Annotated in this window: 20 protein-coding genes; 18 read left to right on the forward strand and 2 right to left on the reverse strand. The window is 44.6% G+C overall.

What is annotated here, in order from left to right:
* Position 1: 1 nt before the first annotated feature.
* The 14 genes from nuoN (at position 2) to EDD68_RS03215 (ending at position 12,438) form a co-directional block, all read left to right on the forward strand.
* Positions 2-1,465, forward strand: a complete 1,464-nt coding sequence (gene nuoN, locus EDD68_RS03150) for an NADH-quinone oxidoreductase subunit NuoN (protein WP_132370780.1) — start codon at positions 2-4, stop codon at positions 1,463-1,465.
* 83 nt (positions 1,466-1,548) lie between these two features.
* Positions 1,549-1,785: a DUF1146 family protein gene (locus EDD68_RS03155; protein WP_132370781.1), complete on the forward strand. Its 237-nt coding sequence runs from the start codon at positions 1,549-1,551 to the stop codon at positions 1,783-1,785.
* 122 nt (positions 1,786-1,907) lie between these two features.
* Entirely contained in the window at positions 1,908-2,603 is a 696-nt protein-coding gene (locus tag EDD68_RS03160) for a YwmB family TATA-box binding protein (protein ID WP_207902530.1), read from the forward strand.
* A 31-nt stretch (positions 2,604-2,634) separates the two neighbouring features.
* Entirely contained in the window at positions 2,635-3,933 is a 1,299-nt protein-coding gene (murA, locus tag EDD68_RS03165; RefSeq protein ID WP_132370783.1) for a UDP-N-acetylglucosamine 1-carboxyvinyltransferase, read from the forward strand.
* Positions 3,934-4,325: 392 nt separating this feature from the next.
* Positions 4,326-5,336, forward strand: a complete 1,011-nt coding sequence (gene spoIID / locus EDD68_RS03170) for a stage II sporulation protein D (RefSeq protein ID WP_243646738.1) — start codon at positions 4,326-4,328, stop codon at positions 5,334-5,336.
* Between the two features lie 343 nt (positions 5,337-5,679).
* Positions 5,680-6,507, forward strand: coding sequence for a stage II sporulation protein SpoIIQ (spoIIQ, locus tag EDD68_RS03175; RefSeq protein WP_132370785.1), 828 nt, complete (start codon positions 5,680-5,682; stop codon positions 6,505-6,507).
* Positions 6,508-6,534: 27 nt separating this feature from the next.
* Positions 6,535-6,939, forward strand: a complete 405-nt coding sequence (locus EDD68_RS03180; protein WP_132370786.1) for a hypothetical protein — start codon at positions 6,535-6,537, stop codon at positions 6,937-6,939.
* A gap of 523 nt (positions 6,940-7,462) precedes the next feature.
* Positions 7,463-7,732 (forward strand): sporulation transcriptional regulator SpoIIID, encoded by a 270-nt coding sequence (spoIIID, locus tag EDD68_RS03185; RefSeq protein ID WP_132370787.1) that lies wholly within the window; start codon positions 7,463-7,465, stop codon positions 7,730-7,732.
* Between the two features lie 203 nt (positions 7,733-7,935).
* Positions 7,936-8,940, forward strand: a complete 1,005-nt coding sequence (gene mreB, locus EDD68_RS03190) for a rod shape-determining protein (RefSeq protein WP_132370788.1) — start codon at positions 7,936-7,938, stop codon at positions 8,938-8,940.
* Between the two features lie 12 nt (positions 8,941-8,952).
* On the forward strand, positions 8,953-10,143 hold the full coding sequence (locus tag EDD68_RS03195) for a flagellar hook-basal body protein (protein ID WP_132370789.1): 1,191 nt from the start codon (positions 8,953-8,955) through the stop codon (positions 10,141-10,143).
* Positions 10,144-10,160: 17 nt separating this feature from the next.
* Positions 10,161-10,991, forward strand: a complete 831-nt coding sequence (locus EDD68_RS03200; protein ID WP_132370790.1) for a flagellar hook-basal body protein — start codon at positions 10,161-10,163, stop codon at positions 10,989-10,991.
* A 33-nt stretch (positions 10,992-11,024) separates the two neighbouring features.
* On the forward strand, positions 11,025-11,354 hold the full coding sequence (locus EDD68_RS03205; RefSeq protein ID WP_132370791.1) for a DNA-directed RNA polymerase subunit beta: 330 nt from the start codon (positions 11,025-11,027) through the stop codon (positions 11,352-11,354).
* A 13-nt stretch (positions 11,355-11,367) separates the two neighbouring features.
* Entirely contained in the window at positions 11,368-11,793 is a 426-nt protein-coding gene (gene fabZ, locus EDD68_RS03210; RefSeq protein WP_132370792.1) for a 3-hydroxyacyl-ACP dehydratase FabZ, read from the forward strand.
* Positions 11,794-12,144: 351 nt separating this feature from the next.
* On the forward strand, positions 12,145-12,438 hold the full coding sequence (locus tag EDD68_RS03215; RefSeq protein ID WP_132370793.1) for a hypothetical protein: 294 nt from the start codon (positions 12,145-12,147) through the stop codon (positions 12,436-12,438).
* Positions 12,439-12,493: 55 nt separating this feature from the next.
* Here EDD68_RS03215 and EDD68_RS03220 read toward each other — a convergent pair whose 3' ends face one another.
* The gene (locus EDD68_RS03220; protein WP_132370794.1) at positions 12,494-12,688 is read right to left on the reverse strand and encodes a YjfB family protein; all 195 of its coding nucleotides are present in this window, start codon (positions 12,686-12,688) and stop codon (positions 12,494-12,496) included.
* A gap of 218 nt (positions 12,689-12,906) precedes the next feature.
* Between EDD68_RS03220 and EDD68_RS03225 the strand changes: the two genes are divergently transcribed.
* The 4 genes from EDD68_RS03225 (at position 12,907) to EDD68_RS03240 (ending at position 18,950) form a co-directional block, all read left to right on the forward strand.
* The gene (locus EDD68_RS03225) at positions 12,907-13,404 is read left to right on the forward strand and encodes a competence protein ComK (RefSeq protein ID WP_165902042.1); all 498 of its coding nucleotides are present in this window, start codon (positions 12,907-12,909) and stop codon (positions 13,402-13,404) included.
* Positions 13,405-13,819: 415 nt separating this feature from the next.
* Positions 13,820-14,692: a TetR/AcrR family transcriptional regulator gene (locus EDD68_RS03230; protein ID WP_132370796.1), complete on the forward strand. Its 873-nt coding sequence runs from the start codon at positions 13,820-13,822 to the stop codon at positions 14,690-14,692.
* Entirely contained in the window at positions 14,689-15,870 is a 1,182-nt protein-coding gene (locus EDD68_RS03235) for an efflux RND transporter periplasmic adaptor subunit (RefSeq protein WP_132370797.1), read from the forward strand. The genes EDD68_RS03230 and EDD68_RS03235 overlap by 4 nt, the downstream gene beginning before the upstream one ends.
* Complete coding sequence (locus EDD68_RS03240; protein ID WP_132370798.1) at positions 15,867-18,950, forward strand: efflux RND transporter permease subunit; 3,084 nt, start codon at positions 15,867-15,869, stop codon at positions 18,948-18,950. Before EDD68_RS03235 ends, EDD68_RS03240 begins: the two co-directional genes overlap by 4 nt.
* Here EDD68_RS03240 and EDD68_RS03245 read toward each other — a convergent pair.
* A complete protein-coding gene (locus EDD68_RS03245; protein WP_132370799.1) occupies positions 18,878-19,606 on the reverse strand; it encodes a hypothetical protein in 729 nt (242 codons plus the stop codon). The two genes, EDD68_RS03240 and EDD68_RS03245, sit on opposite strands and share 73 nt — an antisense overlap.
* Positions 19,607-19,853: the final 247 nt, after the last annotated feature.

The raw sequence follows: 19,853 nt of genomic DNA on the forward strand, positions 1-19,853 counted from the left end.
AATGGATTTAGAAACACTATTGAGTTTTAAATGGAGTATCATGGCACCGGAATTCACCATTTTAATAACAGGAGTCATCGTTTCACTGCAGGATTTGTTTTACGGAAACAAACGTTTGTCCAGCTGGCTGTCCATTCTGGGTGTCCTGCTGGCCATTGCCTTTCTGTCCACCCAGTATCAGCACGAATCAGTATCCATTCTTTATGACACGTATATATTTGATGAAGTCACTTTCTTCTTTAAAATCATTTTGCTGACTGGTACACTGCTGATCCTTTTGATGACCAGCCCATCATGGGATGAAGAGACAGAACGGGTAAGGGGAGATTTTCATTATCTGCTGCTGGCAGCTCTGCTTGGAGGAATGATTGTCGTGTCCAGCGGGGACGTCATTACCCTTTATGCAGGACTGGAACTGCTGTCGATTTCCTCCTATATCATGGTTGGAATCAGGAAATACAATCGAAATGCCAATGAAGGGGCTATGAAATACATCATTACAGGATCCCTGGCATCAGCGGTTACCCTGTTTGGGCTCAGCTACATTTATGGCTTAACAGGTACGACAAATTTATTCGATATTTCCCGGGAAATGTCGGCCATTGACACTCAACTGGAACCGCTGGCAATACTGGGGTTTGTCATAACATTTGTAGGCCTGACCTTTAAAATTTCCACTGTACCATTTCATATGTGGACACCGGATGTGTATCAGGGGGCATCTACTCCAGTTGCAGCCTTTTTAAGTGTTGTGTCCAAAGCGGCAGGTTTTATACTGATCGCCCGAATGTTGATCATCGCCTTTACTGCGGAGCCGGGGCTGGAGCAGGGGACTGTCTATGAGTACGGAGTTGGGCTCATTGCCGTTTTGGCCGCATTAACGATGATTGTTGGAAATACGGTCGCTTTAAGACAGCGAAACATGAAGCGACTGTTTGCTTATTCCAGTATTGCCCACGCCGGCTACCTGCTCATTCCACTGGCGGCTCTTACATCATTCAGCCTGGAAACCATATGGTTTTATTTACTCGCATACATGCTGATGAATATTGGTGCATTTGCGGTTCTTCATGTATTAATACAAAATCATGCAAATGAAGATATGTCCATATTTTCAGGGCTTTATCACCGTTCGCCTGTTCTTACCGTGATGATGACGATATTCCTTGCATCACTCGCCGGTATCCCGGGCACAGCTGGCTTTATCGGGAAATTTAACATCTTCCTTGGAGCATTATCGGCTGATCCAGCCCGTTACGTGCTGGCGGGGATCATGGTTGCAACAACTGTCATATCCTATGTTTATTATTTCAATATCCTGGTGCAGATGTATTCCCGTCCGGCTGAAAAACATGCAAACCTCCAGGTTCCAGCGATCACCTGGGTGACAGTGGGATTTTGTACGCTTGGTACGGTTCTATTCGGAATTTTCCCGAATCTCCCTTTACAATTTTTCAACTGGTAACCTCCTGTTAGGGGCTTTGTTTGACAAAGCCCCTAAAAACGTGTAATGGTTGTATAGATGAGCAAACGAAGGAGGGAACTCGCATGTTGCAGTCACTGGGTATTGAAGCGGTTATCGGCATGTTTTCACATGTTTTATTTATCATTCTGACATGGAGAGCCATGCAGGGCTTACGTCTGGAAGCGATCATAAGAAAGGGAAGTGTTGTGGAAGCACGGATCATTTATCTTTTAATTGCAATTGCCATTGGAACAAGTGTCAGCCGCTTTTTTCTGGATTTCTTAAAATGGTCCCAGCAATTAAATTATTTATTTCAGTAACGATGAAAATAAATGATCTTATTTCGTTATAAACTCTTCTTCTCCCGTCCATACTGTTGATAAAAACGAAGCGGGAGAGGAAGAGACGTATGAAAAAAAGATGGTTATTTCCTTTTATTTCTATGATTCTATTATCAGCTTCATGGATCAGTCACGCAAATGCGAACACTGAAGAGGACTTAAAGCCCCTGTTAAACCTTCACTCGTTTATGCATGAGGAAAACCTGCCGTTAACCAGCTTTGAGCTTATGATGCGGAAGACGATGAAATGGGAAGGTGAAAAGACCCTCGAGGGAGTGAAGCAGGCACTCCATCTAAATACCCCCTTTAAAACAGCAACAACGAATCAATCTAAGAAATATTACATAGAAAACGTACATAAAAAAATAGGTCTATCCGAACAGGTAATAGTGATAAAAGAAAAAGGGAATTTGCAACCATATGTCGAAATCATATATACATTATCAGGAAAAAAGTTAGATAAAAATATGATGAATTCAATCGAAAAGCATCTAAATTTGGCGAAGTCACATATTTTTCAAGAAAATACACCGATTTACACTTGTTTACAGTCCAAAACAGATGCTATTATAAAAAATAGTTTATTAGACAAGTTTATGCACGATCACAAAGTGGATTTACTACATAAACTGGAAGAAGAAGACTTTTTGGTTATATCGGGCTATACGGATCAATGGGACGTCCATGTTCCGATTTCTGAAGACAGCAAGATGAATGTTCAGTTTTCAATTCGAAGAGGATTGGACGGGATGACTTATGTCACAATCGGCACACCAATCCTGACAGTTGAATATTAATATATAGAAACTAGTCGCGGAGGGGAATAACTTGGAAAAAATCATCGTACGTGGTGGGAGGCAGCTTAAAGGTACCGTAAGAGTTGAAGGTGCCAAGAATGCTGTACTGCCTGTCATCGCAGCAAGTATAATGGCAAGTAAAGGAAGAAGTGTCATCCATGACGTGCCCGCTCTTGCAGATGTAGACACCATGAATGAAGTTTTGCGATATATGAATGTGCAAGTCATCAATCAAAACCACACGATAAAAATTAATGCAGAACTGCCGCTAAAAACCGAAGCCCCTTTTGAGTATGTGCGAAAAATGCGTGCATCGGTCCTGGTGCTTGGACCACTCCTGGCGAGATACGGCCATGCTAAGGTAGCCATGCCGGGAGGATGTGCCATCGGTTCAAGACCAATTGATCAGCATTTGAAAGGTTTTGAAGCCATGGGGGCCGAGGTCCATGTGGGAAATGGCTTTATCGAGGCCCACACGAAACAGGACCGATTGAAGGGTGCACGTATTTATCTGGATGTGCCCAGTGTTGGTGCAACAGAAAATATTATGATGGCTGCGACACTGGCTAAAGGCCGCACAATTATTGAAAACTGCGCAAAAGAGCCAGAGATTGTGGACTTAGCGAATTTCTTAAATAAAATGGGGGCAAACATTGTCGGTGCTGGAACAGAAACGATCCGGATAGAGGGAGTGGATTGTCTCCATGGATGCGAACACACGATTATTCCGGATCGCATCGAAGCAGGAACCTTTATGGTTGCATCAGCCATCACAAAGGGAAATGTGTTCGTCCAGGGAGCTGTTTCAGACCACCTTCGATCCCTTATAGCAAAATTAAAAGAAATGGGTGTCGGAATCGAAGAATATGATGAAGGCATTCGGGTCATTGGACCGGAACAATTAAAGTCAGTAGATATTAAAACAATGCCGCACCCGGGATTCCCAACGGATATGCAGGCACAGATGATGGCACTTACTATGGCAGCGAACGGAACGAGTGTGATTACAGAGACCGTTTTTGAAAACCGTTTCATGCATGTCGAAGAGTTTCGGCGTATGAATGCCAGAATCAAAATCGAAGGACGAAGCGCCATTATTGATGGCCCGGTTCAGCTTCAGGGTGCCGAAGTCGCTGCAACAGATTTGCGTGCAGCTGCTGCCCTTATTCTCGCCGGTCTTGTCGCAGACGGTTATACGAGGGTGACCCAGCTGAACCATCTTGACAGAGGTTACGTGGATTTTGTCGGTAAACTAAAACAATTAGGAGCCGATATTCAGCGCATATCTGAATATAAATCAAGCGACCAGAAACATCTATCATCCCTATAATCCTTATCCCGAATCTAACCCCTGATGGCAACGTTGTAGTTTCCATCGGGGGTTTTCGTTTTCTGTGCTTTAAGTTGTCCCTGGTTTAGTCAAACATTAAAAGCAACCTGTTTCGGTATGAGACGCAGTATTTTTACGAAAGGGCCAGATTATCACCGCATTGTTTTATCACAAAAATTGTGACGAATGGTTCCTCAACAGAACCACTCCCTTACCCCATTTTCTTCCTTTGAATGATTCAGCACTTTACCTTTTCCATCCAGTAAAAACATTCATAGGTTTTCAAAAAAGATCCTTGTTTTTGTCTCCTTATGTTAAATGGTAATTTTGGTTCTATTAAATCTCCTTTCTGTATAAGTTTTATAGTAGAGACCAGAGAGGAGGCGAAGTGGTTGAACTGGAAAAAATCGGGCATCATTCTTGTGAGTATCCTGGCAGCGATTATCCTGATTATTCCGAGTGTGATTGTGATACCATTCATTGAAGCAGGGGAAAATGAGACTACTCAATCAAACCGGCATGAAAATGATTCAATTCTGGAACTGGATTCGTCTTTTACAATCAAAGTATTTCGTACTGCCAGCAGTCAAGTGGAAGATGTGCCGCTGGAAGTCTATGTTGCAAGAGTAGTTGCTTCGGAAATGCCAGCTGACTTTGAAATGGAAGCGTTGAAAGCACAGGCGCTGGCAGCCAGAACATTTCTTGTGAAACATTTGCTTCAGGGTAGCCAGGCTCCGGAAAATTCCCATGTCAAAGATACCGTGGAGCATCAGGTTTACAAAAACGAAGATGAACTGAGACAGCTATGGGGAACAGATTACTCCTGGAAGATGAAGCGGATCAAACAGGCGGTTGCTGAAACACAGGGAGAAATCATCACATATGAAGGCGAACCCATTACCGCAGCCTTCTTTTCCACAAGCAACGGCTTTACCGAGAATTCTGAAGACTACTGGCAAAATTCCATACCATATTTACGAAGTGTCCAAAGTCCATGGGATGAAGAGTCACCCAAGTTTCTGAATCAGAAAATTGTCGCGCTCGATGAGGTGGAAAATAAGCTTGGGGTGGATTTAAGTCAACAACCGATTTTCTCTGATTTAACTCGTACAGAAAGTAACCGTGTCGAAACGGTAACCATTGGAGATAAAACGTTTACCGGAAGGGAAGTAAGGGAAGCCCTCGGCCTACATTCCAGTGATTTTTCCATTGCGAAAAAAGATCATTATTTAATTTTTACAACAAAAGGCTATGGCCACGGGGTCGGGATGAGTCAATACGGGGCCAATGGAATGGCAAAAGAAGGGAAAACCTATAAAGAAATTGTTCAATACTATTACAAAGGTGCGACGATTTCCGATATTACGCCTTATCTGGAACGGATGGAATCCAGTAAACAGTAATTTTTCTGTATGGAAGCTGGCTTGTGGTGAAGCCAGTTTTTTTGTGTTCAGGTATGATAACCATCAGCGGATGTGGGCTACTTTACGTGGAAACGGCTGCAGCGCCTGGTTCCCGGGGATGCTTTGTTCATCCACCCCGGGTAAGCGCCAGGAGCCTGAGGGCCTGTCAGGGCGCCATTGTGTTTCTTGTTTATAACGCCAGCATTTCCCCAAAATTTTTGGGGAAAAATGAATAAAAAATGTATATATTTTTCTGTGTGTAGAAAAATAAAAGGAAAAATTTTTAAAAAACATGTATATATTTTCCTCTTTCTGCTCAGAATGGTTGCTGAGGTGATGGAAAATGAAAGAGGAAGGCAAAAAGCCAAACTTCAAACATTCAGCCTGGAAGAAAATCTCAAGAAAAAAATGGTTTTATCCAGCGGTTTACTTAACTTTAGTAGCGTTTGTTTTAGCTGGTGTACTCTGGTATCAAAATCGGTCTGTTGATCTTCCGGATGAGAATCAGACAGCAAATAATGAAACACAGGACAACTCTATGGTATCCAATCCGTTATACAACAACAATAATGAAGACGAGGCTACTCCAGTAATGGAACAGAGCGAAATGATTCAGATGCCGGTAAAACATGCAGACGATACGGAGATTGTTACCAAATTCTACGATTATAATGCATCAGAAGAAGAACAAGAACAGGCCCTAATTCTTTACAACAATAAGTATTACCAGAGCATGGGAATTGACATTGCATCACAAAATGATGAACCATTCGACGTAACGGCATCACTGAGTGGCAAGGTAACGGAAGTGAAAGAAGATCCCCTTTATGGAAATGTGGTCGAAATCACTCATGACTATGGTGTAACCACCAAATATGCTAGTCTGGGTGAAGTCATGGTTGAAAAAGGGGCAAACGTACAGCAGGGAGATGTGATTGGAACCGCTGGAAGAAATCTCTATGGCCAGGCTAATGGAATTCATGTTCATTTTGAGTTAAGAAAGGACAACGAACCATTAAACCCTGAAGAATACTTTAACAAACCGGTCAGCGAGATTAAACCATCCACTGATGAAGAAGACCAGGCAGAAGAAAATGAAAGCCAGGAAGAATCTGATAACAAAGTAACCAATGACGAAACGGAATCCTCTATTTCAATGGAAAACACATAATGGTGAAGTTGATACCCCCGGAACAGCATGCTGTTCCGGGGTTTTTTTCTACAGGATCATGCTCTGGATGGTCAAAGGATCAAGCTGACCGCCCAAACGGGGGAGGGAATGACCCATGACAGGAACAAAACGGCCCAAACGGGAGAGGTAATGACCCATGACGGGAACAAAACGGCCCAAACGGGAAAGGGAATGACCCATGACGGGAACAAAACGGCCCAAACAGGAGAGGTAATGACCCATGACGGGAACAAAACGGCCCAAACGGGAGAGGTAATGGCCCATGACGGGAACAAAACGGCCCAAACAGGAGAGGTAATGACCCATGATGGGAACAAAACGGCCCAAACGGGAGAGGTAATGGCCCATGACGGGAACAAAACGGCCCAAACGGGAGAGGTAATGGCCCATGACGGGAACAAAACGGCCTAAACAGGGGAGGTAATGACCCATGATGGGAACAAAACGGCCCAAACAGGGGAGATAATGACCCCATACTCGACCGACTCGAACGCAATCGCCCCTACCCCTAATCGGAAATTCAGCTCCAGCATGCCCGAAAGAGCTGTTGCTGCCCAGAAAAAAAGAACTCAGAGAATAATCTCCTTAACCAGCAAGCTGCCCCAGACAATGAAAAGGGATTTGGAACCAGATCCTATCTATTCCGTGAAAACAAACAGGAAGGAATCAGTTAATGGTTCCATCTGTTTCAGGCAAAATGAATTCAACCCTTGTCCCCCTTGAAATTTAAGCATATTCCCATAAAAAAATTAATAAAATTATACAAATCAAGCTAAAGGAAAGGTTTGAGGTGAGAAAGTGTGGTTTGTTGCTGAAAACGTAAAAGAAGGATCTGCCACTGTATGTCTTCTAATCATTTATGCCAATTTCCCACGCACCATCACCACGTCTCATTTCACACCTTTGCAAGATCCAACTTAGGGAGGCGAGTGGTGTGCACGATTACATCAAAGAACGAACAATCAAGATTGGGAAATATATCGTGGAGACGAGGAAGACGGTGAGGGTTATTGCGAAAGAATTTGGCGTATCCAAAAGCACCGTCCACAAAGATTTGACCGAAAGGCTGCCGGAAATCAATCCGGAACTGGCCAAAGAGGTCAAAAAAATCCTCGAATACCATAAGTCCATCCGTCATCTGCGGGGGGGAGAAGCAACAAAACGGAAATACAGAGAGCGTTCAACGACAAAAGCCGGCTCATAAAGGAACAGCCTATCCTAATCTCCTTCACATATTTCCGATAAAAAAAGAATAAAATTCCTCTATTACAAATTAAAAGAAAAATATGATCTTTTTTTCAAAACAAAGAGACGCATTCATCCAATTTATGATAAAATATTATAATAGTTAAACTACGTTCTGTGACATCGTTCGAAGTTTTATATGGCAGGGAGGATTAATGGTAAATGTTTTCTAGGGATATTGGCATTGATTTAGGTACTGCAAATGTCTTGATTCATGTGAAGGGAAAGGGCATTGTGTTAAACGAGCCATCCGTTGTCGCAATGGATCGAAATACAAATCGTGTACTTGAAGTAGGTCATGCAGCACGCCGTATGGTCGGACGTACACCGGGCAATATCGAAGCCATTCGTCCGCTGAAAGATGGCGTGATTGCTGATTTTGATGTTACCGAAGCTATGTTAAAACATTTTATTAAAAAAATCAATGTTCGTGGATTTTTGTCAAAGCCGCGAATTCTCGTTTGTTGTCCGACAAATATTACGAAAGTCGAACAAAAGGCAATTAAAGAAGCAGCCGAAAAAAGTGGGGGCAAACCTGTCTACCTGGAAGAAGAACCAAAAGTCTCCGCAATTGGTGCCGGTATGGATATTTTTCAGCCAAGCGGAAATATGGTGGTAGATATAGGCGGTGGGACAACTGATGTTGCTGTGTTGTCAATGGGAGATATCGTCACCGCCTCTTCCATTAAGCTGGCAGGGGACAAGTTTGATCAGGAAATTTTACAATATATTAAACGAAAATATAAGCTTTTGATCGGTGACCGAACCGCCGAAGACATTAAAATCAACGTGGCTACCGTTTTCCCTGGAGAACGTCAGGAAGAAATGGATATCCGGGGACGGGATATGGTAACCGGACTTCCCCGCACGATCACGGTTCAATCAGAAGAAATTCATGACGCTCTGAAAGAATCGGTCGCCGTCATTGTACAGGCAGCTAAATCGGTTCTGGAGCGCACACCACCGGAACTGTCTGCTGATATCATTGACAGGGGAATTATTTTAACCGGAGGTGGTGCACTGTTAAATGGTCTGGACAAGCTTCTTTCCGAAGAGCTGAAAGTACCTGTATTTATTGCAGAAGAACCGATGAACTGTGTCGTAAAGGGAACAGGCATCATGCTGGAAAACATCGATAAATTGCCGAAAAGAAATACGGTTAAATAGGAGGTAGCTGCTTTGTTACGAGGATATTATACAGCTGCATCAGGAATGCTGAGCCAGCAGCGGAGACAGGAAGTTTTGTCAAACAATATGTCCAATGTATTGACACCCGGTTACAAAGCTGAACAAACCACAGTAAGAGCCTTTCCTGAAATGCTGATTGAGCGGATGGAATCCCACAAGCTTCCGGTAAAAAACAGCGGGCATATCCCTTTTAGTTCCCGAATCGGGGCATTAAATACCGGGGCATATGTCCATGAAACGCTTCCCACATTCACCCAGGGAAGTTTGAGAGAAACGGGGTTTTCGACGGATTTTGCTATCATAAATGGTGAACTTCCGGATGAAAATGGGTATTTGTTTTTTACCGTTGAGAATGAAGACGGCACTTTAAGGTACACCCGAAACGGTAATTTTACCGTTGACAGTGAAGGATTTCTTGTCACCAGTCATGGGCATTACGTACTGGATGAAAATGGAGAGCGGATTCAGACCGGCAGTGAGGAATTTGCTGTCAATTCAAGTGGTGTCATTGAGCTGGGTGACGGCACAACAGCAAACCTTGGAATCGCTTATTATCTGGATCAAAGCAATTTTGTCCATGAAGGGAACAGTTTATTTCGATTCGAGCCGGATACACCATTGAATGCACGTGCCCAAAACTTCCCCTTCCAGATTACACAGGCTGGAAACAACCTGGCTATTGAAAATGGAGAACTTCCAGATGAAAACGGCGGACTGTTTTTCGCTTTGCAAAACGAAGAAGGCGAAATCCAGTATACCCAGAATGCTGATTTTGTGGTGGATGAGGATGGTTTCCTGACAAACGGAGCCGGATTTTATGTATTAAATGAACGCGGAGGCCGAATTCAGGCCGATGCTGGTTATACAGTAGATGAAAATGGCGTCATCCAGTCCGGAGATGACGAAGTAAATCTCGCTGTTGTTTATCATCCAAATATGGATGAACTGGATCAGGCGGGGGCATTCTGGCAGCATGCAGAGCCGGAAGATGCACGGGCAATCGGAGAAGGAGTGCCCTTTCAAATTAAACAGGGTTATCTGGAACAGTCTAATGTCAATCCTGAACGGACCATGACGGAAATGCTGCGTACATACCGTTTATTCGAGATGAATCAACAGGTGCTTAAAGCGTATGATAAAAGTATGGACCTTGCCGTAAACCGGATCGCACAGCTTCGCTAAAATAGGAGGTTAAAGGCATGATAAATTTATACTATTCAGCCGTAACGATGGAACAGCTCCAGAAAAAATTAGATATGATCAGCCATGATGTTTCCAACAGCGAAACTCCAGGGTATAAGGACAAAAGCACAAACTTTTCGTCACTGTTAGTACGTGAACTGGAATCACTGCCAGGTGATGAACCAGGGAATCGCGGACGTATTGCCCCGCTTGATCTTCGGGTAGGTTCCGGAGCAAGACTGGGCCATACCAATGTGAATATGAAACAGGGGGCTTTGAAGATGACCGAGCGTCCCCTTGATGTAGCAATCCTCTCAGAAAACCAGTTTTTTCAGGTTCAGGTGACGGAAAACGGGGTGACCGAGACCCGTTATACGAAAGCTGGAAACTTTTATCTCCAGCCGGTCAATGGCGGTCAGGAAGCCATGCTGGTGACCAGTGAAGGATATCCTGTCACAGGCCAGAATGGAGCAATTTTGATTCCGAATGATGCTGAATCCTTATCGATTAATGAAGATGGCACCATTCTTGTTCGTGATCAGGGACAGACTTATGAAGCAGATCGTCTTGAACTGGTTGAGATTGATCAGCCCCGTACGCTGATGGCTGCAGGAAACAATACATTTCGTTTTCCCCCGGAAGAGGACCTCGGAGTGAATCCGCAGGAACTTGTGAATGAAGTGGCCAGAGAAGACGCTTCTCTTAAACCCGGAGCCCTTGAAGTTTCCAATGTAAATATGGGCGAGGAATTGACCGAATTGCTTCAGACCCAGAGGGCATATCAATTTAACGCCCGTGCCATTTCCATTGGTGATCAAATGATGGGACTCATCGGGAACCTTCGTTAATCATCATGAATAGGACAAAAGGAGTTAACGGTTATGCCATCAAATGAGATGAGGAAGCAATCCCCGTCGACTCGTGCAAAGCGCCGAATTCAAAAAAAGGAACAGCGAAAAGAAATAAGGCAGGCAAAACAGGAAAAAAAGGATGCTGCCAAACATGCAGACAAGCCGGAACGTCCTAAAAAGCTGAGAAAACGGCTGATACCAATCTGGCTCAGGGTGATCATTGTGGTGCTGCTATGCTTTGTCTCCCTGATGGCCGGGTTAGTGTTCGGATATGGGGTTATTGGCGAAGGAAATCCATCTGATGCCCTTGACAAGTCTACATGGCAGCACATCATTGATATTGTCACAAAACAGGAATAGGAGGATTCCGAACATGTATGACATAGAGGCAATTAAGAACGTGATCCCCCATCGCTACCCTTTTCTTTTGATTGATCAGGTAACAGAAATGGAAGAGGGGAAACGGGCGGTAGGCGTAAAAAATGTGTCTGTGAACGAACCTTATTTTCAGGGTCACTTCCCTGACTATCCGGTTATGCCGGGGGTGTTGATTGTTGAAGCCCTTGCACAGGTTGGAGCAGTAGCCATGCTCAGTAAAGAAGAAAACAGGGGAAAACTCGCTTTTTTTACGGGAATTGATAAGTGCCGCTTTAAACGTCAGGTCAAACCAGGAGATCAGTTGAAGCTGGAAGTGGAGATTATACGGGCAAAAGGCAGAATAGGAAAAGGGAAAGGAATCGCGACAGTTGCCGGAGAGGTAGCCTGTGAGACAGAAATCATGTTTGCTATTGGGGAATAATTAATTATAAAAGATTACAGATGGGGATAAAAGGGCTGTTCATGCAGCTCTTTTTTTCATGGTTGTTTGGCAACAATGGCATCGGGTGAAAGGGAAAGGATCATCCCGCTGGTATTTCTCTAGCTCCGCAGAATTTCCGTCATTCCTCGTCATGCTGGTTGCCTGTCTTTTTTTGGCTGTTGCCATTTAACCTCAGTATGATTCTTGAAAAATTCAAGGATCTGTCATATTTTTTCACAACCTGTACAACCTAATTTTTAGAGATGCTTTTCCAGCTAAAAGAGAATCACTGCTAACATGATTCGGAAAAGCGGTTTTAGAAATTCATGCAAAAAAAAGGAGGATATACGTATGAAAAAATGGTTGTGGAAAATCAGCCTTCCTTTTATGGCAGTCGTGCTTGTCACAGCATGTGCCCAGGAAGAGGGCGGAGATAATGGAGAGGAACAGCAGCAGCAGGACCAACAGGAACAGCAAGGCAATCAGAATGGTGGTGGGGGTGAAGGCGCAGATCAAGGAACAGACCAGGGTAACCAGAATGATCAGGGCGGTCAGGAAGAACAGGGAGATCAGGATAATGATATGATGCAAGAAGATCAGGAAGGCGGAGAAGGTCAAAACGGAAACAACAATGAAGATCAATAAAATGGTGCCTGTCTCTTGTTGGATTCAACCAGAGACAGGCACCATTTTCATGAGCTTAACCTTTCATATCAATGTGCTTTCCCAGAGTCGGGTGGGGCAGGTGAACATCAGGTACAGATTTCTCTAACATCTGTATCAGATCATTACCCTGCTGTTTCATTTGTAACATGGCTTTGTCCATTAAGGCCAGGCTTGCATCCTGACGTAATTGGCTGTGACTCAATGCCATTGATAATTTTGCTACATCCAATAAAATTCCCTCCTGACACATTAACGGGCTGTATGCTAGCGTCGTTATCCAAATTCGACAAATAAGCAAAACGACCTTGTATATTTTCAAAAATAATTCAATATCCCTAATAGATTAACAATATATAGAAATTATTGAGTTCAAAAAGAAGGATTTTTGGCATAGAAATAGTAAATATATGGTATATGATGTTTGGATACACTGTGGAGGGAGAAAATATGGATAAGTTTTCAAACCGTTATATCGTAAATAAAAATACTCTAGCTATTTTCTACAACCATGATCCACTCTATATCACAAAAATTCTAGAGCCAGATCAAACGATTTATTGTACACGAACAGCTCTTAAAGTTTTAGAAGACTCATGTATAGAAGGGGGAGCAAGCCTGGCTGGGAGAAAAGAGGTTATGAAAAGAGTTCTTCGTACCCGGACCAAACTTCCCATTCCCGTTAATCCAAAAATGGGGATATATATGTTCCCAACTAAATCCCATCTCAATATAGAATGCAATTGGATTTCCTTTTTCCATGTCAGTGGTTATTGGTCCAGCACGGATAAGAAAGATCACCTGGAAATTCAATTTACAAATGGGTCAAAACATACCATTGCTTCCTCTTACACCTCCTTTCAAAAACAAATGTTAAAAACAGGCCTCGCTGTTGCATATTATTGCAGAAATGATTTCTGGCCAGACGACGGCCTGACCCTTTACTAACCGTAAGGGGGTGCCTGTACCTGTCGAATCTAGGGAGAAACCATATTCGACAGGTGACAGGCAATTTTTATGTCTTTTGAAACCATTTTACGTGAATGGTCTGATCTTTTGCGTTTTTCTCGTCGGCAAAATGTAACAGGTGACAGGCACCACAACCATGTCATAAAGTATTCATATTTATTCATTGCAGCAGGTGTCTTTTTCTTGTATAGTCTAAAATGTAGCAAACTGACTGACCGGTCATACATACATCGTAACCCACCCTCATCGTTTTTTCAGTCATCCACCTGGAATCAAAGCTAAAAAATCTACACCACGCACCGAGGTGATCCAGTCCTTTCCGAGCATTCCATTTCAGGATCATCTCAAGCTAAAAAATAAATCGGACACATATCTCCAAAAAGGAGTGCCCAACATGAATGAAAAGAAAAAAAGAATGATCGAAACGGCGATCGACCTTTTCGCCCAGAAAAGTTTCCATACGGTATCCGTTAAAGAAATCACCGACAAAAGCGGGGTATCTAAAGGTGCCTTTTACATTTATTTTGATTCAAAAGAAGATTTAGTGCTTGCGATTTACAAATACTACTACCAGGTTATCATGGACCGAATCATCGAAGTCGGCAGTCAGCACAAAGATCCCAAACAGTCTCTGATTGAGCAATTAAACATGTTTTTTGAAACTTTATTTCATAACCGATCGTTTATATTAATGTTGCTCCGGGACCAGGTCTCCCTTGGGCCAAAAGTAAAGGAAATGATTTATCAGATCAAAGATCAGCAGATGGAGTGGGCGAAAAACAACCTGCGAGCCATCTATGGATCCCAAATTCAACCTTATATTCTGGATGGGGCCATTATACTCCAGGGTCTGATGCACAGTTATTCAAACTACATGGTAATCGAACATCATCAAAACATAGACCTTCCCGAACTTTCCAGATTTATTGTCAAGCGGCTCGATGACTGTGTTCAGGGCATGATTCAGAGCAAGGAACCACCTGTCATACAGGAGATTGAAAAAACCGATGATCTTGAGCATATGTTAGACAAAGTAGAAGTAAAATTTCAGTCAGCTAACATCCCCCCTGAACAGAGAAGAGATCTAACCGAAGCGCTCTCCGTTTTGAAACGGGAACTTGTCAAAAACAGACCGAACCCAATCATTGTTCAGGCAATGCTCAATCAATTTCAGTCCGTTCAGCCGCTGAAAGAAGTATATAAATCCCTTATTAATCATCATACCATTCAGGCTATGATTCATAATCAAAGGAGCGATTACTCATGAAACGTTTTTCCATTATAACCGGAATGATTTTTCTCATTCTTACCGGATGTGCACAAAATACAGAAAACCAGAGTGACCAGCCTGATCCTATAACCCCAGTGGAAGTCGCCCGGGTGATAAAAGGTGATTTGCAAAAGGAACACGAGATCTTTGGCCGTGCTATACCGGGAGACAGTGAAGCGGTTATTCCGAAAGTATCCGGAGAACTGACGGAAATCCACATTCAAAAAGGAGATGTGGTGGAAAAGGGACAGCTGCTTGCCAGAGTCGACCCGGAATCCATTCAGAACCAGATCGAGCTTCAGCAGATCGCTGTAACTCAGGCTCAGACCCAGCTTGATCAGGCCATCTCAAGCAAGGAGGCGGCGGAAACAGCACTGGATAACGCCCGGGACCAGCGAGCTGATGCAGAAGAAAATGTAGAGCAGGCCTCAGACGATCCAGCAGCGGCAGAAGCAGCCCGTCAGCAATTGAAACAGGCTGAAAACGCTGTTTCCCAGGCAGAACAAAACCTGGAGCAGGCCGAATTTGGTGTGGAACAGGCCCGCATTCAGCTTCAGCAGGCCCAAACTCAGCTTCAGCAAACAAAAAGTCAGATGGAAACCGCGTCTATTACAGCGGGGATGTCAGGAATTGTGACAGAAGTAAACGGAAAAGAAGGCGGATTCGCATCCAACACCCAGCCGTTTGCTACCATTATTTCGTTGAACCCGATTAAAATCCAGGCAAATATAGGTGCTGATGAATTGCCTTTATTTCAAGATCGAGAAAACGTAGCGGTTTATATCTATCCGTTACAACAATCGCATGATGCAGCCATTACCTATATTTCACCGGTTGTAAACGACAGCGGGATGTATACGGTTGAAGCAGAACTCGAGAATAAAAATCAAGAGATCAAACCCGGGATGATGGCCGGGTTCCAGCTGCCGCAAACAACTGTAAAAGATCAACTGCTTGTACCGACGAGCGCCGTTGTGGAACAGGGGGAATCTTCATACGTTTTTATGGTTGAAAATGACCGGGCTGTACAAAAACAGGTAAAGATGATTGAAACACAAACTGAATTCACTGCCATTGAAGGAGATCTCAAGCCAGGGGATCAAGTTGTGACCAAAGGCCAGCTTACTTTATCCGATGGCAATAAAGTACAGGTGATGAAGGAGGCCCAGCAATGAAACTGGTAGACGTATCTGTAAGACGGCCCGTTGGTGTCACCATGCTTGTCATCGCCATACTTGCACTGGGCTTTGTATCATTAAGAAACCTGGTTATTGACCTTTATCCTGATATTGAACTTCCCATTGCAGTCGTTTCCACCAGCTATGAAGGGGCAGCTCCCCAGGAAGTGGAAAACCTTGTGAGCCGACCAATTGAGTCTGCAGTCAGTACCATTGAAGGGATTGATACGGTTCAGACCCAGTCCCAGCCTGGTGCATCCCTGGTTGTTCTCATGTTCAACAATGGTGTAGACCTGGATCAGGCTCTTCTGGATGTCCGGGAATCAGTGGACCGGGTGAAAGGATTCCTGCCAGAGAATGCTGGAGAACCGAATGTGTTAAAATTTGATCCCCAGCAGGTTCCGATCATGTGGCTGGGCCTTAAGGGAACCGATTCCGTTGAACTGCAGCGGGTTGCTGAAGATCGCATTGTCCCTTTCCTGGAACGTCAGGAAGGAGTTGGTTCGGTCAGTATTGAAGGAGGAAGGGAACAAGTTATCCATGTCGTGTTAAAGCAGGAACAACTGTTTAACTATGGATTGAACGCCTCCTCTCTGGCCCAGGCCATTAATGCTGCCAACCAGTCCGCATCAGCGGGCGTCATAGATAAAGGTGATCAGGATCTGCAAATCCGTATTCAGGGGGAGTATGAATCCGTTGAGGAAATTGAAAAAACGTTGATCCAGACTCCGGCAGGAGAACAAATTTATTTAAAAGATGTGGCAGATATTGAAGAAACGTTTAAGGAACAAAACTCCCTCTCCATCGTGAATGGCGAACCTGCAGTCGTTTTGTCCATATTGAAAAAATCAGAAGGCAACACCGTACAGGTCGCTGACGAAATCAATGAAGCGATCAAAGAAATCAGGCCAGAGCTTTCCGATGAAATCTCGCTTGATGTTGTTTTTGATACTTCCATCTTTGTGAGGCAGGCCATTGATTCCGTCGTCAAAAACATGCTGGCAGGGGCGGTTTTTTCCGTTTTCGTATTGCTCTTATTTTTAAAAAGCTTCCGGGCTACCATTGTAATTGGTCTGTCCATACCGATTGCCATTATTTCAACATTTACCCTGATGTATTTTACCGGAGAAACCTTGAATGTTCTGACCATGGGCGGGCTCGCTCTTGGTATCGGTATGATGGTTGACTCATCCATTGTCATCCTGGAGCACATCGTCAGTTACAGACAGCAGGGCTATTCCCTTGTTGAAGCTGCGAAAAAGGGTGGATCCGAGCTGGCCCCGGCTGTGATCGCATCTACCACTACGACACTGGTCGTGTTCTTGCCGATCGTATTTGTTGAGGGACTGGCATCAGAGCTGTTTACACCACTGGCGATGACAGTTTCCTTTGCCTTAATTGCTTCCCTTGTAGTGTCTATTACTTTGATCCCGATGCTGTCATCCAAGTTGCTGAAAAAATCTTTTCAGACACAAGGGCGCCGCTACTGGTTCGACCGGCTGATGGAAAAAGTATATCGTGTGTATCGCAGCATGTTGTCCTTTGTGTTAAAACACCGAAAAACAACTGTTTTTACAACATTACTGCTAATTGCAGCCAGCCTGTCCCTCATTCCAATGATCGGAACATCGTTTATTCCTGAATCGGATCAGGGACAGCTGGAAATCAGGGTTACCGCACCAGAAGGAACATCGATGGAAGCAACCAGACAGATCACTGAGGAAGTCGATGAGAAGATAAAAAAGTATGAGGATATTATGCAAACGAACTATTTAAGTATTGCCGGCGGCGGATTTGAAGGGTTTGGCGGAAGTGCCAACCGGGCCACTTATACCATTCAGCTTATCCCGCCCGATGAACGGGAAATAACCACCCAGGAAGTGGTAGCCAATCTTGATGAAGAGCTGCAAAAAATTCCCGGGGCTGAGATCGTAGTCAGTGAAATGAGTGCTGGCCTGGGTACAGGCGATCCCGTGCAAATTAAACTGAATGGACCGGACTATGATGTGCTTACTGAAATCGCAGACCAGGTGGTCTATATGATATCGGATATTGAAGGGGTCCAGAACCCAGAATCATCAGCGTCAGAAGGGCGGCCGGAAATACAGGTAGAAGTAAATCAAGATCTGGCAGGGGAGTATGGTTTAACGCAGCAGCAGGTCATGAGCCAGGTCCAGCTTGCTTTTAATGGACAGACGGTAACCCGTTACCGGACCGGCGGTGATGAAATCGATGTCCGACTTGTTCTGCCGGAAGAAAAACGGCAATCAATTGAGGATTTGGAAACATTGCTTTTACAGACTGCCACCGGACAGATGATTCCGTTAAGCGCAGTGGCTGAGCTAAAACAGGTTACGGGTCCTGTAGCCCTGAACAGGGAAAATCAGCAACGTCAGGTCAATGTTACCAGTGATATTGCTGGCAGGGATCTCGGCAGTATAACAGCGGATATTGAAAACCGCCTGGAAAACATGAATTTCCCTGAGGGATATTCCTATACGATCGGGGGCCAGGCTGAAGATATGCTTGAATCCTTCCAGCAGCTGGCGCTTGCTTTAGTCTTTTCCATTTTTCTTGTTTATGCGGTCATGGCGATCCAGTTTGAAAACTATTTATATCCATTTGTGATTATGTTTTCAATGCCGGCTACCGTCATCGGTGTGCTACTGGGGTTATTTGTCACCCAGAAACCCCTCAGTCTGCCAGCTTTTGTCGGGGTTATCATGCTTGCAGGTATTGTCGTAAATAACGCTATTGTCCTTGTGGATTATATCAATATTCTTAGAAGAAGAGGAATTGACCGGTACGAAGCAATCATGGAAGCGGGTCCAAGCCGCCTGCGTCCAATATTAATGACCACCCTTACGACCGTGCTCGGCATGGTGCCGCTAGCTCTAGGATGGGGGCAGGGTGCTGAAGCCCAGCAGCCCCTCGCCATCGTCATTATTTTTGGATTGACAGTTTCCATGATCTTTACACTACTGTTAATCCCGGTGGTGTATACCTATTTCGATGATCTGCCTAAATTAAAGGGAAAAGTGGCTGGCTTGTTCAGAAGAAGCCGAACAAATCCATAAAAGATAGGAAAAAACCAGAAGGCGCAGGGCCTTCTGGTTTTTGTTGTGGTCATTTTCTGGGATGGCTTGCAGCAAGTCATGCATAACCGCCCAGGCCTGGGATGCAACGGCCCAAACCGGGGATGTAATGGCCCAAGCATGGGGAGTAGTGGCCCAAGGTTGGGTTGCAATGGCCCAAACCGGGGATGTAATGGCCCATGCAGGAGTTGCAACGGCCCAAGCAAGGGGTGTAACAGCCCAAGCGTGGGGAGTAATGGCCCAAGCTTGGAGAGCGATGGCCCAAGTATGGGGAGCAACGGCCCAAGCATAGGTTGCAACGGCCCAAGCAAGGGGAGCAACGGCCCAAGCGCGGGGAGCAACGGCCCAATCCCGGAGCATAAAGGCCCAAGCTGGGGATGCAACGGCCCAAGGCTGGGGTGTAACGGCCCAAGCGCGGGGAGCAACGGCGCAAGTCTGGGACGCAACGGCCCAAGCGCGGGGAGCAACGGCGCAAGTCTGGGACGCAACGGCCCAAGCGCGGGGAGCAACGGCCCAAGCAAGGGGTGTAACAGCCCAAGCGTGGGGAGTAATGGCCCAAGGTGAGGAGCTAATGGCCCAAGCGCGGGGAGCAACGGCGCAAGTCTGGGACGCAACGGCCCAAACAATTGATCCAACACCTAGAAATTTCTTTTATCGAATCACCATGGGTATCCCTTGTAGGCGCTAGCTAACCATCTTGTTTTGGTAAAGCTGTGATAACTTATCATGACAGTCCAAAGGGGATTATCAAATATTTATAGGTGGAAATATTCACCTGCGATGATCTACTACATTCTTAAGTGAACGTTTAAAACTTAAATATTTGTTGCGATAAAGAACATGATTCCAATCATAATGGAGATTTCCGTGATAATTTCGCGATCA

The sequence above is a fragment of the Melghiribacillus thermohalophilus genome (assembly GCF_004342905.1).
Taxonomy (GTDB): Bacteria; Bacillota; Bacilli; order Bacillales; family Alkalibacillaceae; genus Melghiribacillus; species Melghiribacillus thermohalophilus.